Genomic DNA, 25,201 nt, shown 5'->3' with positions numbered 1-25,201 from the left:
CTTGTGCGAGCAAGCAGGCGAAACTGAAGGGCCTCATGGCACGGATAGGCGGCGCGGGGGTGACGCTCCCTGCCCTTGGTGCTGAAGCTGGCGCGCGGGACCGCACGCAGATGCTGACGTCCCTGCCGTTTGGCGAAGTGCATGAGCTGTGGGCCGAAACGATGGCTGACTATACCGCCGCCATGGCCTGCCTGCTGACGGCGCTGAAGGACAACGACAAGCCCATCCTGTGGATCACAAGCCGTGCTGCGGTGCTGGACCATGGCCTGCCTTATGGCCCGGGCCTACGCCAGCACGGGATCCCGCCCGAGCGCATCATTCTGGTGCAGGCGCACAAGACCATCGACGCCCTGTGGGCCATTGAGGAAGGCCTCAAAACTGATGCTTTCGCAAGCGTCGTGGGCGAATGCGGCCCGGTGGACCTGACAGCCAGCCGCCGCCTGACACTGGCGGCCCAAACCCACGGCAGCCGCTGTCTGCTGCTTGTGCGCTCAGGCGAAGCGCCGTCAAGCGCGGCCCACAGCCGTTTCCGCATCGCGCCGGCCGTCAGCCATGACGCGTTTTTTGACGCCAAAGCCCCAGGCGATGCCCGCGGCACGGTGAGCCTTGTCAAACACAGGGGCGGTGAACGCCCTTTCTCTTTCACGATGGAGTGGCCCTCTCATGCGCAGGATTATCTCTCTATGGCTCCCACGCTGGCCGATCGACCGGCGGCGCCGCGCGCAGGCGAGCCCGTGCACGCCACCGGATAGCCTGACGGAGAGCCCGGCGGAGAGCCCGCTTGTCCTGACGGAAACCGAGAACCAGACCCAGAAGCTCTATGCCGTATGCCCTGCTGCAGCATCAATTGGCCTTGCGCCCGGCATGACGCTGGCGGAAGCCCGTGCCATCAAGCCGGATATCGAGGTACGTCAGGCCAACCGCGAGAGTGACGCCGAAAGCCTGGAAAGCCTGGCCCGCTGGCTGGTGCGCTATAGCCCCTTGGTGGCGCTGGACGGCCCGGACGGCATCCTTCTGGACGTTACAGGCTGCCCACACTTGTTCGGCGGCGAACGCGCCATGATGGATGATATCCAGCGTCGGCTTGAAAGCGCGGGCATGTGCGCGCGGCTGGCCATGGCCGAAAACCAGGCCGCGGCCTGGGCGCTGGCGCACTTCCGTCCCGGCACCATCAGCCGGGACGCGGCTGACACCCGGGCCCAGCTGGCACCCCTGCCCGCCGCAGCTCTGCGGCTGGATAGCGCCAGCGTGCAAACGCTTGCACGCCTTGGCCTCAAGACGGCAGGCAGCCTGTTTGATCTGCCGCGCCCGGCCCTCGCCCGCCGGTTCCGCGGCAAACCGTCCAAAATGGTGGCCGATCTTCTGACGCGGCTTGATATGGCCATCGCTGGCCGCGAAGCCCCCATATCGCCCCTTGAAGCGCTGCCGAGCTGGCAGGTGCGGCAAGCCTTCGCTGAACCGGTACTGCATACTGAAACTGTTGAGATTGCCTGCCGCCAGCTGCTTGAGGAGCTCACAGGCGCGCTTGCCCGCGCAGAACACGGTTTGTCGCGCCTGGGCCTTCATGCCTTCCGCGTGGACGGCAGCGTACAGCAGATCACCATCGGCACCAACCGCCCCAGCCGGGACGCCGGCCACCTGATGCGCCTTCTGGCGGAGAAAATCCCGCTCCTGGAGGCCGACTTCGGCTTCGATTTGTTGATCCTCAAGGCTTATGAGACCGAACGCCTCGCCCCCGCACAACTGACGTCCAGCCGGGACCGGGAGGACCAGACAGCCTCCGAGGTGCTGGACAGGCTGAGTACTCGCCTGGGTCCTGGTACGGTCAGGCGCCTCAAGCACCGGCGCAGCCACCTGCCGGAACGCATGCAAAGCTTCATGCCGGTGGGTGCGGACGCGTCTGATTGGGAAAGCCTGCCAGACGACCTGCCAGACAGGCCGCTCCGGCTGCTGTGCCGCCCAGAAGCCATCGATGTGCTGGCGGAAGTGCCCGAGGGCGCGCCCAAGCGCTTTCGCTGGCGCCGGATGGAGCACCGGGTTGTCCGCGCCGCCGGCCCCGAACGGATCGCGCCCGAATGGTGGCTGTGCGAAGAAGACCGCACCCGCGACTATTATAAGGTGGAGGTGTCATCCGGCGCCCGTTTCTGGCTGTTCCGCTATGGCCTTTATTTGGTCCCCGGCCCCGGCGCCCATCAGGCAGAGCCCGCCCGGGAGGTACCGGACTGGTATCTCCACGGCTTTTTCCCCTGAGGTCGGCCATGTATGCGGAACTGCAAATAAGCAGCAATTACAGCTTCTTGTGCGGCGCTTCTCATCCAGATGAACTGATCATCACGGCCAAGGCGCTAGGGCTGAAGGCTGTGGCCATCACAGACCATAACACCCTGTGCGGTATCGTCCGTGGACATATCGCTGCCAAGGCTCACGGCATCGACTTTATCCCCGCCTGCCGGTTGAACCTGCGCTGCGGTACCAGCCTGCTGGCTTACCCCACAGACCGCGCCGCCTATGGCCGGCTGACGGAGCTGCTCACAATTGGCAACCGGCGGGTGGAAAAAGGCGCCTGTGACCTGTCGCTTGAAGATGTAGCGGCCTTTGCCAAAGGCCATATCTTCACCCTGCTGCCGGAAAGCGTGGGGGATGCGCTGCCCAAAGCCCTGCCCCAGCTGAAGGAACAGCTGGATGCACCGCTTTACCTGGCCGCCTCTCACCGCTACCGGGGGGATGACCGGCAGCGGATCGCTGTGTTGGCGAGCGTGGCCGCACAGGACCGAGTGCCCCTGGTGGCGACAGGTGATGTGCTCTATCACGCGCCAGACCGGCGGCAACTGGCCGACACCCTCACCTGCATCCGCACCCACAAGCGTATTGAGGAAGCTGGATACTTGTTGGAGGCCAATGCCGAACGCTTCCTCAAGCCCGGGCATGAAATGGCGCGCCTGTTTTCAGACCATCCAGATGCCATCAGGAACACGCTGGAGATCGCACAGCACTGCCGCTTTTCGCTGGATGAGCTGCGGTATAACTATCCGACCGAGCCGGTACCTGACGGCTTGACGCCACAAGACCACTTAGCGCAGCTGTCACGCCGCATGATCAAGGGGCGCTTTCCTGCCGGCGTGCCGGACCATGTGTCCGCAACCCTCGAACGCGAGCTCAGCATCGTCGGCCGCAAAAACTATGCACCCTATTTCCTGACCGTCTATGACATTGTCACCTATGCCCGCAGCCTGAACATCCTGTGCCAGGGGCGCGGATCTGCGGCCAATTCGATTATCTGCTTCGCCCTTGGGATCACGGATGTGGACCCAACTGAAGTCGACCTGCTGTTCGACCGCTTCATCTCGGACGAACGCGACGAGCCGCCGGACATCGACGTGGATTTCGAGCATGAGCGCCGCGAAGAAGTGATCCAATATATCTACCGGCGCTATGGCAGGCACCGGGCCGGACTTGCGGCCACGCTGATCACTTACCGCCCGCGCAGCGCCATCCGCGAAGTGGGCAAGGTGATGGGCCTGTCAGAAGACACCATCGGCGCGTTATCCGGCACGGTCTGGGGCTCCTATGGCCATGATATCCCTGATGAACAGGTCCGGGAGGCCGGGTTTGACCCTTCGGACAAACGGCTCAGGCAAACCCTGACGCTTGCCCATGAAATCATGGGTTTTCCCCGGCACCTGTCACAGCATGTCGGCGGCTTTGTGCTGACCGAAGCGCCGCTTCATGAAATCGTGCCCATCCAGAATGCTGCCATGGACGACCGCACGGTGATCGAATGGAACAAGGATGACCTGGATGCCCTGGATATCCTGAAGGTGGATGTGTTGTCGCTTGGCATGCTGACCTGCATCCGCAAGGCGTTCGACATGATCCGCTTCCATCACGGTCTGCCGTTCACGCTCGCGACCCTGCCCAAGGAAGACCGCGCCACCTACGACATGCTGGAAAAAGCCGACACCATCGGCGTGTTTCAGGTGGAAAGTCGCGCCCAGATGAGCATGCTGCCACGCCTGAAGCCCCGGGTGTTCTATGACCTGGTGGTGCAGGTAGCCATCGTGCGTCCTGGGCCCATTCAAGGGGATATGGTTCACCCCTACCTCAGGCGGCGTCAGGGCAAGGAAGAACACGAGCTTCCCTGGCGGGATCCAAAGTTCGGCACGGCCGATGAACTGAGGGATGTCCTGAAGGCAACCTACGGCGTGCCGCTCTTTCAGGAACAGGCCATGAAAATTGCGATTGTCGCGGCAGGCTTCAAGCCCGCGGAAGCTGACCAACTCAGGCGGTCCATGGCGTCTTTCCGCAATCATGGTACCATCCATAAATTCGAGGAAAAATTCATCACGGGCATGACCAGCCGCGGCTACAACGCCGACTATGCTGAACGGTGTTTCAGCCAGATCAAGGGGTTTGCCGATTATGGCTTCCCCGAAAGCCACGCAGCCGCTTTCGCCATGCTGGCCTATGCGTCTGCCTGGCTCAAGTGCCATTATCCCCATGTGTTCGCTGCCGCCCTCCTCAATTCACAGCCGATGGGTTTCTATGCCCCGGCACAGATTGTACGCGACGCACGCGAGCACGGCGTGGACATCCACCCCGCAGACATCAACAAAAGCGATTGGGACAGCCACTTGGAGCCTGCGCCTGAAAATGGGTGGCAATGGGCCATACGCCTGGGGCTTCGCCAGATCAAAGGCATCGCGCAGGCAACATCCGATACACTGACCCAGGCCCGTACCCGCCCCTATGAGGACGTGGCAGACCTGCATCGGCGCACTGCGCTTCCCATCAGCCAGCTTGAAAAGCTGGCGGAGGCGGATGCTTTCCGGTCCTGCGGCCTTGACCGGCGACAGGCACTTTGGCAGGTGCGTGGCCTCGTGGACGCCCCGGACCTACCTCTATTCCAGCATGCGGGCACCCGGGAACAGGATGAGGCTGATACCGTCGCCCTGTCCCAGATGCTGCTATCAGAACATGTAGTTAATGATTATCAGACCATGCGGCTATCGCTGAAGGCTCACCCACTTCATTTTTTGCGGCGAAGACTACAGTCTCAGGGGATTACCCGGTGCGCCGACCTGGCCCGATGCGGTGACGGTGCCAAAGTCAAGGTGGCGGGGTTGGTGCTTGTGCGCCAACGCCCCGGCAAGGGGAATGTGGTTTTCATCACGCTGGAAGATGAAACTGGCGTCGCCAACATCATTGTCTGGAAGCGGCTGTTCAAAATGCAGCGCGCAGTCGTGATGTCCAGCCGCCTTTTGGTGATTGAGGGCAAGCTTCAGCATGAAGATGGCGTCACCCATTTGATTGCAGAGCATCTGAGTGACGCATCCGCTGATTTGTTGCTGCTGTCGGACGAAAATGCCGCCGCAGAGAATCTCCCAGCCTATCGGGGTGCCACTCACCCAAGGAATGTTAAAAATCTGGTGCCTAAGAGCCGGGATTTTCACTAGTGAATTGTATAAATACACGTTCAACGATATTCGCGAAACCAAAACTAAACCCTTGATATATATAGAGATTAAGCCTTCAGCCCCGACAGTTTATCGACAATTTTAGTAAAAAAAAGGATCAGATTTGTAACTTCGTTAACCTTTGGCTACTACTCTAGCCATACTGAAATCAAACGAAGTTCGTGCCTTATGTCTATGTCTGAAAAATTGTTTGGCGGCCTGTTTTTCTTCCTGTGTGCCCCGATGCTTCTCAACCTGGCACCGACGGGCCTGAGCCTCGGCGTGGTTTCACTCGTATCCCTTGGGTACACCCTGCGTTACATCGTGACCACCCGGCACCGCTGCACGAGTTGTGGGCACATCTTCACATTCCGCCTGAAAGACTATATCGCGCTTGCAAAAGACGACTTCTCCTGCCCGCACTGCAAGAAGAAGAAGCGCTGGTCCAGCCTGTCTCACTACTGAGGCAAAAATACCGTAAAGTCAGGAAACAGGTTGAAGCTGGGTCTCGAAAGTCCCCAGAGCATCCATGCGGTCTTTCAAAATCTGCGTTACCTGATGATAATCCTTAGGCGTGTCCACATCGATCGCGGCTTCAGCAAACGGCAAACGCACGGCACGCGCTTCAACGCCCAATACAGCAGACGCACGGCCAAATGCCTCGTCCACAGTATAGCGTTTAAACAACAGCCCCAATAGGTTGCGATAGCCAAACGCTTTAAAGAGCTGCCAGGGTTTCTTGCGCTTCATTTCAATTTGTCGCCAGAAATCGAGCACTGGCAATGCACCAGAATTGGTGAAGGCAAAAAGATTTGCACCGGAAAGCTGGGTCTCGCGAAACGGCAGGTACGTCCGCTTCGATCCTGGGTGCTCGGCATCCAGGTGTTTTTTCTCGACAAAGCCAACAGACAAGGCGCCGCCTTCCATGGCTTCCGTACAAAAACGATCTACCATTGCCGATGTAAGCAAGGCGTGATCAGCTGTCGTCACAAGAAACGGCCACTCCCCGCCAGCGCTTTCGAGGGCACTGCCTACGCTGCAACAAATGGTGTCGCGGCAAGGAATAACCTCAACCGGCACATCGTACCCTGCCCGAATATCAGGGCAGCATTCTTCCAGCTGCGCAGCGTCATCAAAGACAATGACGACACGCTTTACTGAGCGGGACCGAACGAGAGAATCAACAACGCGTTCAACCATCGGCTTGCCGCAAATGGGAACCAGCGCTTTATATTGACCGCCAAAAATTGAAGCAACAGGGTCTGTGTTCGACCGCGTACCCGCCAACACCACAGCTGTGAACTGTCGCTCTACAGCAGACATTTCAGACAACCGGTTTAACGTGTTGGAATGATTGGGTTGATGTGCAGCCTCAAACTCATACATGGCCATTTCTTTCATGCCCGGACAGCCCCCCTAATACCCCTATTAAACCTACCGACCGTTCATGGCCGAGTTTTCCGGTCCTCCCAAACCGGCGGTTCGCTTCCGAACCGACCCCTATCTGTATAGGAGCTGTCATGCAAAAGCAATGATTCTGACTGATACGCATCACAAAAGCCCGGTATTCAGGCGATCTGAATACGCCTTCAGGACATGGATTTCTGTAGCTTAGGTGACCAGAGCGAGACCCAAAAGCCTGCCACCAGCCAACCAAAAATGACATCAGACGGCCAATGGACGCCAAGATAGATTCGGCTGAGTCCAATCCCGATGAATAGTAGCGAGACACCGATCACCAGTGTCCGCCCCCGCAGCGATGCGCTATAGAGCCGGGCAAGCATAAGAAGTGAAAGGAACACGGCAGCAGAACGCAACGTATGCCCGCTGGGGAAGCTGGCACTGGATGCATGCACGACATGCTCGACGATATCAGGACGTGCCCGACCGAATACAGCTTTCAGAATAGCCGATAGCAAGAAGGAACCGCCAGCCATCACCAGCAAATACAGAGCAGCCGAGCGCTGCTTGCGCACCATCAGCCAGCCAATCGTCCCAACCGACAGGATGATTAATGTAATAGTGTCGCCGACATGCGTTAACCCCAGGACTGCCTTTTCAACCCACAAGGGGCCGACTGGGTCTGCGCCAGCTGAGTCTGCGCGGAATGCCAACACGCCAGCACGATCAAACCCGTCAAGCACGCCGGAGAAGGTTACGCCCACCCAGACAATACACAACAGCAGGAACACAAGTGGTAAGCGATATGCCTGAACCCAAGACGATTGAGATTGTGCGGTCATATGGTGCCCTCCCCGGCCTGATTTTCGGTCCTATCTATAGAGCTTGCTCCGGGTAAAGACAAAGATATTCGGGTTCATAATCTGGCCCTGCACCGCCCAGAATCGATCGGTCGCAATGACATCTGCGCCTAGGTTCAAAATATCAAGATACTTGCTGTCGTCACCCGACCGGAAGATCTGACCATCAATTGAATAGCCAGGATTGCCAAGGGTGCCCACGATAACGCGCCAGCCCCGATCATGGAGCATCTGGTAGAAATCCTTCGGTGCAAGGCTGGTGCCCGTCCAGGCAATGATGGTTTCAGGTTTTAGGCCGCTGGCCTCAACAGCCGCCAGCTCTTCAACGTTTCGCATGGTTACGGTTTGCATCATTGATGGTGCAATGGCTTGATACTCAAGTGCCTGATCAAGCGAATAGGTTATCGCGACAACATAGTCGCTGGCTCCGGCATCCTCAACCTGCTGTGCGACGGCACGAAAGTCCGTACCCACTTTGATGTCCAGGGTCAGGATCGCACGCCCTGTCGCCCACCTGAGCACATCAGAAAGCTTGGGCACCCGATGACCGGTGTTACGGCCTTCCTGGTCCACCAACGTCAATGGCGCAATGTCAGGCCAGACCGCCTCCGCGACACGGCCTTTACCGGTGGTCGTGCGGTCCAGCGTGTTGTCATGCATCAGGATCAATGTGCCATCCGCCAATTGGGCGACATCCACTTCCATAAGACCTGGGCCGTACCGCAACGCATTCTGCATGGCTTCAATGGAATTTTCCGCAAACCCCGGCGCTGGAGCACCCCGATGATGGCTGACCAGCGGTATCCTGAGCGGGTGCCAACGGAAGAAATCTGGCAATCCGCCGGGCGGCACCTCCAGATAATAATAGCTGTCACCAACCGGTGGCGGCACGTTCTCTGCCTGCACAATGGGGCACGACAGGAAAAGCGCGAACAGGAAAGCCAGCGACTGCAGCCGTTTTATCATCGGATATCGTCCTTCTAAGGGTTGACCTTCATTGCCCAAGCCACGAATGTGTCGAGGCAGCAACCAACAGTTCAGGGGTAGTTCTATCATGTCAAGCAATGCATCAAATGCAGCCTATTCGGTGGATGACCTTCTCGAGATCATGCGTAAGCTGCGCGACCCCGATGGTGGCTGCCCGTGGGACCTGGAGCAAAGCTTTGAAACCATTGTACCCCACACAATTGAGGAAGCCTATGAGGTGGATGAAGCGATCCGTCACCATGATATGGAATCGCTTAAGGATGAGCTCGGCGATCTGATGTTCCAGGTGGTGTTCCATGCCCAAATGGCCATGGAAGCCGGCCATTTTGCCTTTGACGATGTGATCAATGCCATTTCTGACAAGATGGTTCGACGACACCCGCACGTGTTTGGCGACGCATCGATTGAGACAGCTGATGCACAAACTGCTGCTTGGGAAACCCAGAAAGCGAAAGAACGCCAGAAGAAGGCTGACGAGCAAGGCAAGATAGCCTCAGTTCTTGACGGCGTATCCATCAGCCTGCCCTCGCTTTTGCGCGCTGTGAAGCTACAAAAGCGGGCCGCCCGGGTCGGCTTTGATTGGCCAGAAACCGCCTGTGTGCTTGATAAAATGCAGGAAGAAGCAGCCGAACTGGTCGAAGAATATAAGAAAGGCACCGACAAGGATCGCCTTAAGGAAGAATTTGGGGACCTTTTGTTCGTAATGGCAAACCTGGCCCGCCACATGGATATCGATCCCGAAGAAGCTTTGCGTGGCGGTAACGCCAAGTTCGAACGACGTTTCCACCGTATTGAAGCATTGCTTGCGGAAAAGGGTAAAGAGCCAGCCCAGTCATCCCTTGAAGAGATGGACCGCCTTTGGGATCAAGCTAAAGCCGAAGAGAAAGCGGCGGGATAAACCCTGCTTTATCTTGTTTTTGCGGTGAACTTCGCCCAGGCAACCGGATCAACGGTGAAATTATAGCAGACACCGTCTTCGCCATGTTTTTCGCTCAGAATTTTGGCATTAGCATGAAGCCATGCCTGCGTGGCGCCGTCGCTATAAGGCACCGTCAGTTCAACACGGTGGTCCTGTGCACTCAAAATGGCGTCAATCGCCTGAATAAGCGTATCGCAACCTTCGCCTGTCAAACCGGACAGTGCCACCACCCGGTCCTGGCGGTCCGCCTTGTTCATGGCGGCTTCACGCATATCTTCCGTCAGCAGGTCAGCCTTATTGAGCGCCTCAATGATCGGCGTGCCGTCCGCATCGCTTTCAAAATCAACGCCCAAGTCGCCCAGAACCTCCTCGACATCCTTTTTCTGCACTTCGCTGTCTGGATGGGCTGCGTCGCGCACATGCACGATAACGTCTGCTTCCAGCACTTCTTCAAGCGTTGCACGAAAAGCCGCCACCAACATGGTGGGCAGTTCCGACACGAACCCAACAGTGTCTGAAAGAATAATCTTGCGCCCGCTTGGCAGGTCAATGGACCGCATCGTTGGATCGAGAGTGGCAAACAGCATGTCTTCCGCCAATACTTCAGCGTCCGTCACCATGTTGAATAAGGTCGACTTCCCGGCGTTCGTGTACCCCACCAGGGCCACAATCGGATACGGTGTCTTCTGCCGCTGTGCGCGGTGCAGGGTTCGCGTCCGTGTTACAGTCTCAAGCTGGCGCTTGATCCGGGTAATGCGGTCGGCAATGATCCGGCGGTCGGCCTCAATCTGGGTTTCACCTGGACCGCCCATGAAGCCGGCACCACCCCGCTGGCGCTCCAGGTGGGTCCATGACCGCACAAGCCGGCTACGCTGGTAGTTGAGGTGTGCAAGCTCTACCTGCAACTCCCCTTCCTTGGTGCTGGCGCGGTTGCCGAAGATTTCGAGAATCAGCGCCGTGCGGTCAATGACCTTGGCGCCAACTTCGCGCTCCAGGTTCCGCTGCTGGATCGGGCTCAGTTCACAGTCGAAGATAAAGAGATCGATCTCTTCTTCCTTGGCGAAGTCTTTCAAATCGCCAAGCTTGCCGACACCCAGGTAGGTGGCCGGACGCACACCGCGCAGCGGTATACATTCCCCACCGACAAGGTCGATGTCGATGGCAAGCGCAAGCCCTTTCGCTTCCTCGAGGCGGGCCTCAGGAGAGCGGACAAGCGCGTCTGCTTTGCGGGAATCCTTCACATAAGGATGGACAACGAATACGCGTTGACGGGCTGCCTCATCCTGGAGGTAGCCTAATCCTTCGGTTGACCAGCCGCCGCCCGGCTGATCGGCCGAACGGTCATCGGATCGGTCGGTCAATTAGTCCTCAATATCTTTTTCCGGCTCAAACAATTGCACTGGGCCAGATGGCATCACCGTAGAGATTGCATGTTTGTAGACCAGTTGGGAATGGCCATCACGGCGCAACAACACACAGAAGTTGTCGAACCAAGTGATTACTCCCTGCAGTTTAACACCGTTGACTAAAAATACCGTTACCGGCGTTTTGGTTTTGCGAACGGCGTTAAGAAAGACGTCCTGGAGGTTTTGATTTTTTTCTGACATGGACTGTCCGTTTGTTTTTTACGTTATAATCATTGCGCCTGTAGAGCATAGTGCCGCCGCCGATCCGTTTGATCCGGTGCCGACAAGCACCTTCCCCGTCATATATCGGCTGCGGGTACATATATGTCAGACACTCTCGCTGTCGGTCAACAGCCTTCGTACATTTATCCGCGCCAAAAACTTCTTGTGATCAAGGCAAGAAACAGTGATGCCTCAATCCGCCCAAGCAGCATCAGGCCGGACATAATCATATAGTCGACTTCCGTCAGCCCGGAAAAACCGCTGAAATATGGATCGATCATGGTAATCAGCGGCCCGGATAGCGTCAGGGCCGACACAGACATGGCAAGCGCAGACTGAAAATCAATACCCAAGATTGCCAAAAACAGGCTGCCAAATACAAGCATCAGCACAAAAGCGCCGACCAGAAGCCAGATGGCCTCGATATCCCGGCGCTCGATGGCAAAGGACTGGAACCTAAGGGATTTTACGCCGTGGGGGTGCGCCAGCCTGTCCACTTCCTTGCGCGTCAGGAAATAGACCACAATCAACCGTAGCTGCTTGATGCCGCCCGTCGTGCTGGCTACTGCCCCGCCAAGACACGCTAGGACAACCAGGATTATGGCACCGGCATCGATGCCATCACCTGTGAACCCCATGTCTGCCGGTGAGAATCCTGTGGTAGACATGGCCGAAATCGCCACAAACAGGCTGTGCCAAAGGCCCAACCAATCGCCGGGAAATGCCAAGAGGAACAGTACGACCGTTCCGCCAGCCACCAACAGCAGGACGCTTTTGCTTTCCAGCCCCTGCGGATGCTTGGCCTTTACCCGTAACAGCCGGGCCCGCATGATGTCCCAATTGAGCATCGCGAAAACCATGAACACAGCCAGTACTGCCTGGGTCCCGACGTCTTCGATCTTGTTAGATCCATCAGGCCCTATGCCCGTGGTGCTGATCGCACTCATTGCCAACTGCAGGGCTTCAAAAAGCGGCACGCCAGTCAACATCAAAAAGGCGCAACAAGCTACTGTAAATAAAGCATAAATTGGCGCTATTGAGATAGCCGCAGCACGGAGCCGGGGATAGCCCGTTTCACTATCACCATATGGCAGTGGCGAGCGGTGCAATTGTACACCACCACTATTGATCGCAGTCAGGATCGACAAGGTCATGCAAATGGCCAGAAACCCGCCAATCCAGGATGCCTGCACACGCCAGAAAGCAATGGAAACGATGGTTTCATGCGCCCCTTCGTAGGCACTGCTGCCGGTCGTCGTGATCAGAGACATCCCCTCGAAGAAAGCTGGCACCAGTCCTTGATCCGGAAAGATGAAGAAGAAAGGCATGCCCGCAACGATCGCGAGAGCGATCCCGCCCACCACCGGCAACAGAATGGTCAGCCGTGTCACTTTGATTTGTGGTGTTGAGCGGAACCCAAGGAAAAGCGACCCGCCGATGACCGACATCACCATGATGGACGCCAGGAAGCCGCTTGCGGCATGCGCTTCCTCAAGTGACGTCGCAATGAAGAAGGGTACGGCCTGTGTGGCGCTCAGAAGAAGGATCCAGCACCCAATCAGGTAAAAAAGCCGGCTACGCCACATGTGCTGACCCTAAAAGATGTCGGCGCGGGCAGAAAAGAGCTGCTCGATCTTTTTCACCGCTTCCGAAAGGGCAAGGATTACAACCCGGTCCTCACCCATCAGTACGGTATCTGCGCTGGGCGTAATCGCATCTTCACCGCGCACGATCATACCGAATTTCACATCGCCGTGCAGCCGGAGCTCACCTATCGATCGCCCTGCAACTTCCGAGCCTTCAAGTACTTCCGCCTCAATGATCTCGGCTTTGCCCTCAAAGATACTGTATAGGTCGCGGATACGACCACGGCGGATATGGCGCACGATGGAGGATACTGTGGTTTCCCGCGGGTCAAGCGCTACATCGATCCCCAGCGAGCCAACGAGGCTACCGTAGATTGGGTTGTTCATCAGGGTAATGGCCCTTGGGCAGCCCTGCTGCTTGGCCAGCAATGACGACAGAATGTTCACCTCATCGTCGTTGGCCACGGAAACAATCGTATCTGTCTGGGCAATGTTAGCTTCCTGGAGAATTTCCCGGTCAAGCGCGTCACCATTAATCACAACAGTTCGGGCCAGTTTTTCCGCGATCAGTTCAGCGCGCTTCTTGTCATACTCGATGATTTTGAGGTTGCTGACCGACGCATTGCCTTCAAGCTGCTGTGCCAGGAACAGGCCGATGTTACCGCCGCCCACGATCACAATACGCTGGGCAGCCTTTTCTTCGTGCCCAAACACAGCCATGGCCCGCTCTGTTGTCCCGGTTTCAACCGCAATATAGATAGCGTCACCCGCCTGCAGTTGGTCATCGCTTCGAGGCACGAATATCCGCTCTCCGCGCACCACAGCCGTCACGGTGGTCTGCAGGTTCGGGAACAGTTCGGTCAGCTGCCTCAGCGGTGTATCCACGACCGGGCAGTTTTCATCCAGCACAAGGCCAATCATACGCACGCGGCCGTCCACGAACGGCACCATATTGAAGGCACCCGGGACTTCGAGCCGACGCCGAAGGGCTTCCGCCACCTCAAGTTCCGGCGAGATGATCACATCAATCGGCATATTCTCGCGGGAGAACAAATCACCCCACGTGGGCTTCAGGTATGTCTGGTTCCGGATGCGGGCAACCTTGGTGGGCACACTGAAAAGTGAGCTGGCCACCTGGCATGCGACCATATTGACCTCATCCGACCAGGTTACCGCGATCAGCAGTTCCGCGTCTGAGGCCCCTGCCCGGTCCAGCATGGACGGATCGGATGCATGGCCCACAAGTGCCTGCACATCGAGGGATTCACTGATTTTTCTGATGAGGTCCGGTGACCGGTCGATCACCGTAACATCATTCTGTTGGTCGGCCAGGTGCTTCGCGATATTGAAGCCCACTTGGCCGGCGCCACATACGATGACTTTCATAATTCCCCGTAACGCCTAATAGCTATCGTCGCCAGTTCAGACCTCAGACCCATCGCCATTCCTGGCGGATCCGGTCAAGCCCAGAGACTTCAGTTTCCTGTGCAGGGCGGAGCGCTCCATACCAATGAAAGCGGCCGTCCGCGAAATATTGCCACTGAAACGGTTGATCTGAACTTTCAGATATTCCCGTTCAAAGGCCTCCCGTGCCTCCCTCAGCGGCGTGGTCATAATGGCGCCATTGCTGCCTGAGTGCAACAGATCACCGGAACCGCTCTGAATTTCCGGCGGCAACTGATCCGCCGTGATTTCACCGTCCAGGTCATCGGAGCCCATGATCACCACGCGTTCCATGATATTTTTCAGCTGACGCACGTTGCCTGGCCAGTCGTAGGATTGAAGCGCCGCAATCGCGTCATCTGCCAGATGCACCTTCGGACGGCCTGTGGCTTCCGCAAGTGCGTCCAGAAAGTTCTGGGCCAACATCGGAATATCTTCGCGCCGTTCGGACAGGGACGCCATCTTGAGCGGCACCACATTCAACCGGTGGAAAAGGTCTTCGCGGAAACGGCCTTCAGCAATCTCAGCAACCAGATCCTTACTGGTTGCCGATATCACCCGCACATCCACTTTTACACCCGTGTTGCCTCCCACGCGTTCGAACGCCTGATCCGTCAGGACCCGCAGAATCTTCGCCTGCGTCGGCAAAGGCATATCGCCCACTTCGTCGATGAACAATGTGCCGCCGTGCGCGCGCTCAAAGAGACCGGTTTTCACAACCCCGCCGTTTTGTTCAACGCCGAAGAGCTCCTGCTCCATCCGGTGCGGCTCCATCGAAGCGGCACTCACCACAATGAAGGAGCTGCCTACCCGGTGCGACCGGTTATGGATTTGCCGCGCAGCCACTTCTTTGCCCGAACCGGAAGGGCCATGGATGAGCACCCGGCTGTTGGTGGCTGCCACTTTCTCAATGCTTTGCCGCAAACCATTGATTGCATTTGATTTTCCTGTGATATCCACGGTGAACACCGACCGCTTTTTCAATTCTTCATTTTCACGGCGCAGGCGCTCCGCCTCCGTTGCGCGCTGGACCGTCAATAGCAGGTGATCCGCCTCAAAGGGCTTTTCGATAAAGTCGTAAGCCCCCTTCTTGATCGCCGCCACAGCTGTTTCGATATTGCCGTGACCACTGATCACAACGACCGGCAGCTCCCGGTGGCGGGACTTCACCAATTCAAGGATTTCCAGCCCATCAAGCTTGCTGCCCTGAAGCCAGATATCCAGCACCATAAGTGACGGCAACCGAGCTTCAATTTCGGCAAGACCGGTATCGCTATCGCGCGCGGTGCGCGTGTTGTAGCCTTCGTCTTCCAAAATCCCGGAAATCAGTTCACGGATGTCTTCTTCGTCGTCGATGATAAGGATATCAAGAGCCATCTTTAGGCTTACTCCCTGTTTGGTCACTCAGCCGCGCTGGCGCTGTTTTTCGGCGTCAACTGCGGGTTCTCAGATTCGGTTGGGTTCGCTTCAGCACGCTGATGCAAGGCGGCATGCGAGAATGTCAGCACGGCACGGGCACCCACAGGCTTGCGGTCCTGGATTTTTACGGTGCCGCCATGCTCTTCCATAATGCGGCGCACAATAGCAAGGCCAAGACCTGTGCCTTTGGCGCGGGTGGTCACATAGGGCTCCATCAGGCGGTTTTTCTGTTCCTGAGGCAGGCCAAGGCCATTGTCCTCCACTCTGATCTCCGTCCGGGTATCATCCTGGATCATCGTCACCTTGATCAGTCCGGGTTCAACGGTATCGTTGATGTTTTCCATGTCTGTCGCGGTACGCGCCAGCACGGATTCAGACGCATTCTTCAGGATATTCGTCAGTGCCTGCCCGATCAGGCGGCCGTCACACGGCAGCGGATGGCGCTCTTTGGGGATATCCGTCGTGAACTGGATTTTCGAAGACGCCACGTCCTGCAGGAACACAGACTGCTTCACCACGTCGACAAGGTCGGTTTCCTTGAAGATGGGTGACGGCATCCGCGCAAATGATGAGAACTCATCCACCATACGACGCAGGTCACCTACCTGACGGATGATCGTGTCGGTACACTGGGAAAAGACCTTGGCGTCCGTGGTGATTTCCTTGGCATACTTGCGCTTGAGACGCTCGGCCGACAGCTGAATTGGGGTCAGTGGATTCTTGATCTCGTGAGCAATCCGGCGGGCAACATCCGCCCATGCGGCGGTCCGTTGGTCGGCCAGCTGTTCCGTCAGATCGTCAAAGGTCACCACATAGCCTGCGATATTGTCGTTCTCGGACTTTTCAACGAATACCCGAACCAGAAGCGTGCGACCCTCTTCACCCACTTCAACCTGCACCTGGCCCTTCGCTTCACCTGCGTTGGATCCTTCGGCCTGAGCCAGCAGTTCGCGGAACTCTGGCACGACATCATGCAGACGAAGTCCGATCAGTTCATCGTGAGCCCGGCCCAGAAGGCTTGAAGCAGACCTGTTCGGCAGGAAGATCGTACCGTCCTGCTGCATACCAATGACGCCTGCAGACACGCCCTCCAGCACTTCTTCCAGGAAGCGGCGGCGTTCATCCAGTTCCTTGTTGGCGTCCAGAAGCGCGTCCTGCTGTTTGGCCAGTTGGTCAGTCATACGGTTGAAGGCGCGGCTTAGAGTGCCCACCTCGTCGCTTGTCGGCACACTGGGTACCCGGGCATCCAGTTCGCCCTTCCCGACCCGCTCAGCAGCGTCCACAAGGTTCGACAGCGGCGTTACCAGCCTGCTGGAGAACCACAAGCCCACCCAGATCGCAGCAAGCAGAATCAAGAGTGCCACAATGATGAATACCACGTTGAACTGCAGCTGTATGTCGCCGCGCTGCACCTCCAGGTTTTGATAATCTGCTACGGCACTGCGTGTCGCTTCCAGATAGGCCAAGACCTGTGGGTTCAGGTCTCGCGCGACATAAAGATACGTCGGCTTGAAAAAGGAGGTCAGGCGGATCATACCAACCACGGTGTTGTCCGCACGGTTTGAGGCCACGAAGGTCCCATCATGCCGCACCCGATCGATCATATCGTCCTTCAGGCGGATGGTGGCCAGCTCCAGCCCCTGGCTGGCACGGGCGAGCACGCTTCCTTCAGTGTCACTGTCCTCAATCTCGATCACCAGCACTTCCGAGAGCAGCCGCGTGTTCAAGGCGCCGTAGGCTACCTGCCTCAGCGCCAACTGGTCGGCCTGCTGTAAGGGTGTCATGCGGTTGAAGGCCAGCGCAATGGCCTGCATGTCCTTCTCGATCGTGGCGCGGTGTTCGACCATATAGGCCTCCGCCACTTCAAGAGAGTTGTTGATGGTGGAACGAACCTTCTCGCTGAACCAGCCCTGAATACCAAACTCCAGGAACAGGGCGGAGAAGACGGTCATGATGATCGGCGGCACAATCGCGATGGCGATGAAAAAGCCGGTCATCTTGGTTTGCAGGCGTGAACCTGCCGCTTTGCCTTTCTTGGAACTCCAGATACGCACGAACCATCGGCCAATAGACACGCCAAGCGCCATCAAAAGCGCCAGGTTGATGGCCAGCAGCACCCGCATGGTACGACCGGACGTTACCTCAAACGGTGCCGACTTGCGCGACATGGTGATGTAGGTAGCAATCGCGGCGATCACTGCCAGAATGGACAGGAGAATCTCAAGCCGACCACCCAGATTGAAGCGCCGAGCCCAAAGCATGAAGCGGGCCCAACGGCGGTTAGGCAGCTTCGGAATCTTGGGTGCATCTGGCGAGGCGATCTTTGACATAGCGCCCATGATGCATATTTGTCACATTTGTTCCAGAAATATCACACTGGCGCGGCAAAAAAATAGCGCAGCCCAAGCCCTAGTTGGTTTTGGCAGGCATGGAAATATCCAGTTCACGGATCTTTTTCCGGAGCGTATTGCGGTTCAGACCGAGGAGCTCAGCCGCCTTCACCTGATTCCCTTGCGTTACCGCGAGCACTTTCTGGATCAAGGGCCGCTCGACTTCCCGGAGAATGCGCTGGTGCAGGCCCGCAGGCGGCAGATCATCATCGTGATAATCAAAATATTGGTCCAGATGCTGGCGAACCGTTTGCGAGAGATTACCGCCGCTCACACTTGCCATCATGCCCATGGGGGCACCGGCGAGCTCTGACGTCGACCGCTCAAACTCACTCTGGATGATGGTGCCGGAAATCTCATTGCCCGGGTAAAGCGCGCAAATACGGTGTAGGAGGTTTTCCAATTCGCGTACGTTGCCTGGCCAGTCGAACGATTTCAGTACCTTTTTGGCGCCGTCTGTCAGCTTCTTGAGCGGCAGCCCACTGTCTGCGGCCTTCCTCAGAAAATGTTCAGCCAGGTCCGGGATATCGTCCGCACGATCCCGAAGCGGCGGCAGATTGAGCGGCACCACGTTCAGGCGGAAGAACAGGTCTTCCCGGAAATCGCCGGACCGCACCATATTGCGCAAATTGCGGTTGGTTGCGGCCACAATACGGACGTTTGCCTTGATGCTGGCCTGACCGCCCACAGTCCGGTATTCGCCTTCCTGCAGCACCCTCAAAAGCCGCGTCTGGGCCTCAAGCGGCATATCGCCGATCTCATCCAGGAACAGCGTACCGCCCTTCGCCTGCCCAAAACGACCCAACGTCCGGGTTTCAGCGCCGGTAAAGGCACCGCGCTCGTGACCAAAAAGCTCGCTTTCGATCAGTTCCTTGGGGATGGCTGCCATATTGACCGGCACAAATGGATTGTCTGCCCGCGGCCCGTGATTATGGATCGCGCGCGCCACAAGCTCTTTGCCCGTACCGCTTTCGCCCGTCACCATCACTGTCAGGTCAGTGTTCACCACCCGTGCCATGGTGCGGTAGATTTCCTGCATGGCGGTAGACCGACCAATGATCAGGCTATCGTCTTTTTCAATAGCAGTATAAGAGGTTGTTCCGCGTTCTTTAAGTGCTTTCTTAACCGTAGAAACCAGCTCATCAATATCGAACGGCTTCGGCAGATACTCATAGGCGCCCTTGCCGGTTGCCGCCATGGCTGTCGCAAGCGTATTCTGGGCGCTCATGATAATGAACGGCAGATCCGGGCGTGCCTCAATCAGTTCCGGCATAACGTCCAGCCCGCTACCGGATGGCATGACCACGTCGGAAATCACCACATTCCCCTGCCCGCCCAGCACAAGGCGCTTCAGCTCAGGGATATCCTCAGCCTCCAGCACAATCCAGCCTTCCTGACGCAGCGCTTCGCTGACCACCAGCCGGATCGTCATGTCGTCATCGGCAACAATAATGTTTGGTTTAGCCTGAGCCATTATTTTGCGTCCTCATGTAGGGCAAGCTGAATTCGGAACACGGCACCACCGTGTGGATGGTTGTCGCAGGTCACTGTACCGCCCATTTCACTGACATAGCGCGCCACCAGGGCAAGCCCAAGCCCGGTACCGCCTTCCTTGCCGCTTACGAATGGGTCGAACAAGTGGCCTTTCAGGTGATCGGGGATGCCGGGCCCGCTATCGTGGATCGCGATCTCAATCGGCAGGCGAATACGCTCACCTGACCGGCCTGTGATCCAGATACCATGGCGGTATGACGTCGTGATGGTGATGTCTGCTTCTGCGCCTGCGGCTTCGACGGCATTTTTGATCAGGTTCAGGAAAATCTGCACCAGGCGGTCGTAAAGACCAGCGACCGGTGGCAGGGATGGGTCAAACCGCGGGCGGAAGATACATTTGGCACCAAATCCAGCCACAGCCACATTCAGCACATGATCCAGCACTTCGTGGATGTTCACAGGCTCCAGCACTGCCTGTGACGGATTACTGAAGGTCTCAAGTTCATCCACCAGGCCCTTGATGCGGTCGACTTCCTTGCAAATGAGTTCAGTCAGTTTGATGTTCTTGTCATCAAGCGCCCGGCCCATCAATTGGGCTGCACCACGAATACCAGAGAGCGGGTTCTTGATTTCGTGCGCCAGCATGGATGCAAGGCCACTGACGGAGCGCGCAGCGGCTTCCATGTGGTCGCGCTTTTCCAGAAAAGCGGTAATCCGCCGCGGCTGGGCCGTAAGAAGGGTCGCCCCCTCGCTGCCATATGGGTGAGCATGCAGGTCCATCAGCTCAATATCACCAATTGGCGGCACCACCGAAACGTCATAGCTGTTCAGGGGTGTGTTTTCGTCCCGCGACCGCGCAACAATATTGAGCGCCTCAGTGCCGATGCCTCGGATCTGGCCGATCGATGCGCCAATCAGGCTTTCCCGGCTGCGTTCAAAGATTGCTTCTGCCTGGGCATAGACGTCCAGGATGCAGTTATCGGCACCAACAACGAACACAGCTTGAGACAGGCTATGCAGGATGTCCTGGGCGACAATCTCGTCCACCGGTTTCCGATCCAAGCCCTCCCCCGCGCTTGTCATCAGGCAGCCGCCTGTTCGCACAGCGGCAAATAGAATTCCCTGAGCGCCGCCTTGACCTTCTCAGGTTCCTCAATGCGGTTCACTTCATTGCGGAACTCTGCAGAGCTGTGGAGCCCCTTGGTGTACCAGCCCAGATGCTTGCGTGCGATGCGAACGCCACCCTCGACGCCATAATGGCTCAGGATGTCATCATAATGTTCCAGCACGAGGTTGAGTTGCTCTTCAAGCGCAGGCTCGTCAATCTTTTCGCCTGTGCGCAGGTAATGCATCACTTGGCCCACAAGCCATGGCTTGCCGTAGGTGCCACGGCCGATCATAACGCCGTCAGCGCCAGAATCCTGAAGCGCCTGGTCGACATCGTCGAAGGTGTTGATGTCACCGTTCACGATGACAGGCAGGTCCACAGCCTCCTTGACGATGCCAACCTTCTTCCAGTCAGCATGGCCGCGATACATCTGGCAGCGCGTACGCCCGTGAACCGTGATCAGCTTGACACCGGCTTCCTGTGCGATTTTCGCAAGCTCCGGCGCGTTGAAGCTGCTGTCGTCCCATCCGAGGCGCATCTTCAACGTAACAGGCAGGTTCACTGCATTTACAGTCGCGTGAATCAACTCACCCGCATGGTCCAGGTCCCGCATCAAGGCGGACCCCGCATGGCCGTTCACAACCTTCTTTACCGGGCAGCCCATATTGATATCGATGATGGCCGCACCGCGATCTTCGTTCAGCTTGGCAGCTTCCGCCATACGCGCACCTTCACAGCCCGCCAGTTGAACCGACATCGGAAATTCCTCGGCGCAGCTGGTGGCCATTTTCTGGCTGCGTTCGCTGGCGCGGATCATGGCTTCAGACGCAATCATTTCAGACACGACAAGGCCTGCCCCGTAGCGCTTTACCAAACGCCGGAACGGCAAATCAGTAACGCCGGACATGGGCGCGAGGATCACAGGGTCTTTGATTTCGACCGGACCAATGTTAAGAGCCATTTTACAAACCTACACTTTACGCTTATACGCACTGCCTAAATATTGGGCACTGCTTATGCCAGAAGTTTTGGTAAAAAGCCAGCCCGAGATTGAAAGGCCTCGCATGACGCAAGTTTCTATCGTGATAGTGGCCGCCGGGCGTGGCAGCCGGGCCGGAGAAGGCCTGCCGAAGCAATATCGTAAGCTGGGCGGAAAGATGGTGCTGACACGTACCATCGAATCGTTTCTGGCAATTGATCCTACGGCCAACATTATTTGCGTGATCCACCCCGACGACATGGCGCTATATAAAGCCGCCACTGAGGGGTTGGAGCTTCAAGAGCAGGTCTTAGGCGGAGAAACGCGTCAGGACAGTGTTAGAAATGGACTGAGCGGAATTGAACACCTCAACCCCGACTATGTCCTGGTGCACGATGCTGCTAGGCCGTTCGTCACCGAAGAAGTTTATCGTGGGGTCATGGAAGCGCTTGAAAGTGGCGCCGATGGAGTTGTCCCCGCCGTACCGGTTACCGATACGCTGAAATTTGTGGAAAATGACACCATCAAGCAAACAGTCAGTCGCGAGCATCTGTATGCTGTGCAGACGCCACAAGGCTTTCCATTCCAGCCCCTCATTGCTGCACACGAGGCAACAATTGGACAGGAATTAACAGATGACGCGGCGGTCGTCGAAGCCGCAGGTGGCACGATCGTCATATCTGCGGGCAACAGCCGCAATGTCAAACTGACAACCCCAGACGATTTCAAGAAGGCGGAGCAGCAGATCATGATGGCCCTTGGCGACATTCGAACCGGCGGTGGCTATGACGTGCACCGTTTTGAAGACGGCGACCATGTCTGGCTGTGTGGCGTCAAACTACCGTTTACCAAGTCACTCAAGGGCCACTCGGACGCCGATGTGGGCCTGCATGCGCTGACGGATGCCATCCTGGCGGCGCTGTGTGACGGCGATATCGGCACGCACTTTCCGCCCTCGGACAATCAGTGGCGCGGGGCCCCAAGCGATGTGTTTCTGACCTTCGCCCGAGACCGGGTTCTGGCGCGGGGCGGCCAGATTGGCCATGTCGGTGTCTGCCTGATCTGTGAGAAGCCCAAGATTGGCCCGCATAAAGACGCCATGCGTGACCGTGTCGCCGAGCTTTTGGAAATTCCGGCAAGCCGTGTGAGCGTGCAGGCCACAACGACTGAAAAACTGGGCTTCACCGGACGTGAGGAAGGCATCGCCGCGCAGGCGACCGCAACCGTCCGCCTGCCACTGGGAGATACTTGATGGCGAAAGTATCCTTGCGTACATGGGAAGGCCGGCACCGGAGCTTCGCCTTCTGGTGGGTAACAGCGCTTGGTTCAGGCATGTTGCGGCCAGCCCCTGGCACCTGGGGATCGCTGCTTGGGGTCATTGCCGGATATTTTATGCTGAAAGCAGGCGTCGACCAGATCGAGATGGCAGCTTGGGTGATTGGCGTCACCATCCTGTCGACCAAGCTGATTGGCAGTATTGAAGCCATTACAGGCATCCACGACGCCCCCGAAATCGTTATCGACGAAGTCGCAGGCCAATGGCTGGCGCTGCTGCCGCTCGTCGGCCTGACAGGGTCGCCTTTCCTGTTCGCCCTGGCTTTCCTGTTATTTCGCTTTTTCGACATTCTCAAACCCTGGCCCATCGGCTGGCTGGACCGGCAGGTGAGTGGTGGTTTTGGCGTCATGGTGGATGATTTGGTGGCTGGCCTTATGGCCGCAATTGTTATATGGGTCCTTCTAACATTCGATTTGTTAGAGTGGGCGATTTAATGGTATCCAAGTTTAAAGAACAAATATCCACAAAAACACCCGGCTTTATAATAAGCCTGACAATCGGACTGGCCGCCAGTTTCCTGAGCGAACATTACGGTGCCCCGGCAATGCTGTTCGCCCTTCTGCTTGGCATGGCCATGAGTTTCCTGTTCGAAGACCCGAAGGCCCGCCCGGGCATTGAATTCACAGGGTCAACCATCCTGCGCATCGGTGTTGCTCTCCTGGGCTTCCGTATCGCCTTTTCCGACGTTGTAGCCCTTGGTTGGCCAACGGTGACCATGGTTGCGCTGGGTGTCGGCAGCACCATCCTGTTTGGCGTGCTGGTTGCTCGCCTGTTGGGCATGAGCAGCCGGTTTGGCGGCCTGACGGGTGGCGCAGTGGCCATTTGTGGTGCGTCTGCCGCGCTGGCGATATCAGCCGTCCTGCCAAAGGGCAAGAATCTGGAGCAGGACACGATCTTCACCGTTGTGGGTGTCACCACGCTGTCGACCCTGGCGATGATCCTTTACCCGATGATCAGTGCTTTCTTTGGTTTGAACGACGCTGAAGCGGGGATTTTTATCGGCGCCACCATTCATGACGTGGCCCAAGTGGTGGGGGCTGGCTATTCTATCTCACCCGAAGCGGGTGATTTGGCAACGCTCACCAAACTGATGCGGGTGGCGTTGCTGCTGCCTGTCGTCTTCATGTTTATCATGGTGTTCAGGAACAGCCCGTCAGAGGGCAAGAAACCGCCACTGTTGCCACCGTTTCTCGCGGCTTTCGTCCTGTTTGTGGTGATCAACAGCTTTGTGCCGTTGCCTGAAGTCGTCACAGAAAACTTGACGGCCTTCTCCAGAGTTTGTCTGATTACATCAATTGCCGCTATCGGTTTGAAGTCAGACCTGAAGAAGGTCATGCATGTTGGCTTGAAGCCGGTTCTGTTGATGGTGGCTGAGACTGTCTGGCTCGCAGGCCTGATCCTGCTGTGCCTGCCAATGATTGGATAAGCATGTTCAACACAGAGATTTTGGCACTGGCGGAAAAGGTACTTGATTTGGCCAGAAGCCAGGGTCAGATGATCGCCACAGCCGAATCCTGCACAGGGGGCTTGATCGCGGGCGCACTGACCGAAATTGCCGGGTCATCCGATGTAGTTGATCGCGGCTTCATAACCTATTCAAACGAAGCAAAAAACCAGATGCTGGACGTGAGCTCTGAAAGCCTGGCGCGCTTTGGTGCCGTATCCGAGGCTGTTGCCAAGGAAATGGCATATGGCGCCATCGCAGCGTCCCGTGCGGACGTCAGCGTGGCAGTTACCGGCATTGCAGGCCCCGGTGGCGGGTCTGCCGAAAAGCCCGTGGGACTGGTTTGTTTCGGGCTGTGCCGGATTGGCGAATCCCCGATCGCCCAGAGCATCCAGTTCGGTGATATCGGCCGCAGCGACGTAAGGCGCCGCACCGTTCTAACCGCACTGGAAATGCTCCATGACGCGTTATCGACTTAGCTGTCGAGCTTTTTCGACCAGGATTCCACCTTCACTTTCAGATGGTTATGCTCGTCCTTGATTTCGCGCTCAAAATGCTCGTCGAACGTCTCGCCCTTTTCCTGCGCCTTTACGACGCGATCATTGAATGCCTTCAACTCGGCCACCAGCTTGTCATAATCCCGCTTGTATTCGCCACTTTCGTCATTGTCGAAAATCGGGTGCTCGGAATGCTCTTCCAGATACTGTTCGCGGGCGCGAAGCTCTTCTACCAGTCGATGCATAAATGTGGTCAT

The 25,201-nt window shown here is 57.2% G+C and carries 22 protein-coding genes; 9 read left to right on the top strand and 13 right to left on the bottom strand.

What is annotated here, in order from left to right:
* Positions 1 to 35 precede the first annotated feature (35 nt).
* The 4 genes from KORLAC_RS10350 to KORLAC_RS10335 all read left to right on the top strand — a co-directional run bounded on the left by KORLAC_RS10350 (position 36) and on the right by KORLAC_RS10335 (position 5,918).
* A complete protein-coding gene (locus KORLAC_RS10350) occupies positions 36 to 752 on the top strand; it encodes an ImuA family protein (RefSeq protein WP_139167448.1) in 717 nt (238 codons plus the stop codon).
* Positions 664 to 2,250, top strand: coding sequence for a Y-family DNA polymerase (locus KORLAC_RS10345; RefSeq protein ID WP_068306218.1), 1,587 nt, complete (start codon positions 664 to 666; stop codon positions 2,248 to 2,250). Before KORLAC_RS10350 ends, KORLAC_RS10345 begins: the two co-directional genes overlap by 89 nt.
* Before the next feature lie 8 nt (positions 2,251 to 2,258).
* Entirely contained in the window at positions 2,259 to 5,453 is a 3,195-nt protein-coding gene (locus KORLAC_RS10340) for an error-prone DNA polymerase (protein ID WP_068306216.1), read from the top strand.
* Positions 5,454 to 5,642: 189 nt separating this feature from the next.
* Positions 5,643 to 5,918: a zinc ribbon domain-containing protein gene (locus KORLAC_RS10335; RefSeq protein ID WP_068306214.1), complete on the top strand. Its 276-nt coding sequence runs from the start codon at positions 5,643 to 5,645 to the stop codon at positions 5,916 to 5,918.
* A gap of 18 nt (positions 5,919 to 5,936) precedes the next feature.
* Here KORLAC_RS10335 and KORLAC_RS10330 read toward each other — a convergent pair whose 3' ends face one another.
* The 3 genes from KORLAC_RS10330 to KORLAC_RS10320 all read right to left on the bottom strand — a co-directional run bounded on the left by KORLAC_RS10330 (position 5,937) and on the right by KORLAC_RS10320 (position 8,680).
* On the bottom strand, positions 5,937 to 6,854 hold the full coding sequence (locus KORLAC_RS10330) for a nucleotidyltransferase family protein (RefSeq protein ID WP_068306212.1): 918 nt from the start codon (positions 6,852 to 6,854) through the stop codon (positions 5,937 to 5,939).
* A gap of 188 nt (positions 6,855 to 7,042) precedes the next feature.
* On the bottom strand, positions 7,043 to 7,696 hold the full coding sequence (locus KORLAC_RS10325) for a phosphatase PAP2 family protein (protein ID WP_068306208.1): 654 nt from the start codon (positions 7,694 to 7,696) through the stop codon (positions 7,043 to 7,045).
* A gap of 30 nt (positions 7,697 to 7,726) precedes the next feature.
* A complete protein-coding gene (locus KORLAC_RS10320; RefSeq protein WP_068306206.1) occupies positions 7,727 to 8,680 on the bottom strand; it encodes a glycerophosphodiester phosphodiesterase family protein in 954 nt (317 codons plus the stop codon).
* A gap of 88 nt (positions 8,681 to 8,768) precedes the next feature.
* On the opposite strand from KORLAC_RS10320, the gene mazG reads away from it, so the two are divergent.
* Positions 8,769 to 9,599 (top strand): nucleoside triphosphate pyrophosphohydrolase, encoded by an 831-nt coding sequence (gene mazG, locus KORLAC_RS10315; RefSeq protein WP_068306204.1) that lies wholly within the window; start codon positions 8,769 to 8,771, stop codon positions 9,597 to 9,599.
* 8 nt (positions 9,600 to 9,607) lie between these two features.
* Here mazG and hflX read toward each other — a convergent pair whose 3' ends face one another.
* The 9 genes from hflX to dusB form a co-directional block, all read right to left on the bottom strand.
* Entirely contained in the window at positions 9,608 to 10,981 is a 1,374-nt protein-coding gene (gene hflX / locus KORLAC_RS10310; protein WP_068306200.1) for a GTPase HflX, read from the bottom strand.
* Positions 10,982 to 11,227, bottom strand: coding sequence for an RNA chaperone Hfq (gene hfq / locus KORLAC_RS10305; protein ID WP_068149198.1), 246 nt, complete (start codon positions 11,225 to 11,227; stop codon positions 10,982 to 10,984).
* Positions 11,228 to 11,391: 164 nt separating this feature from the next.
* Positions 11,392 to 12,834, bottom strand: a complete 1,443-nt coding sequence (locus KORLAC_RS10300) for a TrkH family potassium uptake protein (RefSeq protein WP_068306197.1) — start codon at positions 12,832 to 12,834, stop codon at positions 11,392 to 11,394.
* A gap of 9 nt (positions 12,835 to 12,843) precedes the next feature.
* The gene (trkA, locus tag KORLAC_RS10295; protein WP_068306195.1) at positions 12,844 to 14,220 is read right to left on the bottom strand and encodes a Trk system potassium transporter TrkA; all 1,377 of its coding nucleotides are present in this window, start codon (positions 14,218 to 14,220) and stop codon (positions 12,844 to 12,846) included.
* 36 nt (positions 14,221 to 14,256) lie between these two features.
* Entirely contained in the window at positions 14,257 to 15,654 is a 1,398-nt protein-coding gene (gene ntrX, locus KORLAC_RS10290; protein WP_068306194.1) for a nitrogen assimilation response regulator NtrX, read from the bottom strand.
* A gap of 23 nt (positions 15,655 to 15,677) precedes the next feature.
* Positions 15,678 to 18,026 carry a sensor histidine kinase NtrY-like gene (locus KORLAC_RS10285; protein WP_160328624.1) on the bottom strand — a complete coding sequence of 783 codons (2,349 nt, stop codon included), beginning with the start codon at positions 18,024 to 18,026 and terminating at the stop codon, positions 15,678 to 15,680.
* Positions 18,027 to 18,105: 79 nt separating this feature from the next.
* Positions 18,106 to 19,560 (bottom strand): nitrogen regulation protein NR(I), encoded by a 1,455-nt coding sequence (gene ntrC, locus KORLAC_RS10280; protein WP_068306191.1) that lies wholly within the window; start codon positions 19,558 to 19,560, stop codon positions 18,106 to 18,108.
* On the bottom strand, positions 19,560 to 20,642 hold the full coding sequence (locus tag KORLAC_RS10275) for a two-component system sensor histidine kinase NtrB (RefSeq protein ID WP_160328623.1): 1,083 nt from the start codon (positions 20,640 to 20,642) through the stop codon (positions 19,560 to 19,562). Before KORLAC_RS10275 ends, ntrC begins: the two co-directional genes overlap by 1 nt.
* A gap of 20 nt (positions 20,643 to 20,662) precedes the next feature.
* On the bottom strand, positions 20,663 to 21,649 hold the full coding sequence (gene dusB / locus KORLAC_RS10270; protein ID WP_068306184.1) for a tRNA dihydrouridine synthase DusB: 987 nt from the start codon (positions 21,647 to 21,649) through the stop codon (positions 20,663 to 20,665).
* Between the two features lie 103 nt (positions 21,650 to 21,752).
* Between dusB and KORLAC_RS10265 the strand changes: the two genes are divergently transcribed.
* Genes KORLAC_RS10265 through KORLAC_RS10250 form a run of 4 tightly spaced genes read left to right on the top strand, consistent with a single transcriptional unit; the run spans position 21,753 to position 24,926 of the window.
* Complete coding sequence (locus KORLAC_RS10265; protein WP_068306182.1) at positions 21,753 to 22,919, top strand: bifunctional 2-C-methyl-D-erythritol 4-phosphate cytidylyltransferase/2-C-methyl-D-erythritol 2,4-cyclodiphosphate synthase; 1,167 nt, start codon at positions 21,753 to 21,755, stop codon at positions 22,917 to 22,919.
* A complete protein-coding gene (locus KORLAC_RS10260; RefSeq protein WP_068306181.1) occupies positions 22,919 to 23,437 on the top strand; it encodes a phosphatidylglycerophosphatase A family protein in 519 nt (172 codons plus the stop codon). The genes KORLAC_RS10265 and KORLAC_RS10260 overlap by 1 nt, the downstream gene beginning before the upstream one ends.
* Complete coding sequence (locus KORLAC_RS10255) at positions 23,437 to 24,429, top strand: YeiH family protein (RefSeq protein ID WP_068306179.1); 993 nt, start codon at positions 23,437 to 23,439, stop codon at positions 24,427 to 24,429. Before KORLAC_RS10260 ends, KORLAC_RS10255 begins: the two co-directional genes overlap by 1 nt.
* A 2-nt stretch (positions 24,430 to 24,431) precedes the next feature.
* The gene (locus KORLAC_RS10250) at positions 24,432 to 24,926 is read left to right on the top strand and encodes a CinA family protein (RefSeq protein ID WP_175445642.1); all 495 of its coding nucleotides are present in this window, start codon (positions 24,432 to 24,434) and stop codon (positions 24,924 to 24,926) included.
* Here KORLAC_RS10250 and KORLAC_RS10245 read toward each other — a convergent pair.
* Positions 24,923 to 25,201, bottom strand: coding sequence for a hypothetical protein (locus KORLAC_RS10245; RefSeq protein ID WP_068306178.1), 279 nt, complete (start codon positions 25,199 to 25,201; stop codon positions 24,923 to 24,925). The two genes, KORLAC_RS10250 and KORLAC_RS10245, sit on opposite strands and share 4 nt — an antisense overlap.

The organism is Kordiimonas lacus (assembly GCF_001550055.1).
GTDB lineage: Bacteria > Pseudomonadota > Alphaproteobacteria > Sphingomonadales > Kordiimonadaceae > Kordiimonas > Kordiimonas lacus.
Note: the sequence above shows the minus strand (reverse complement) of the source record. Positions and strands in the feature narration are given on the sequence as shown.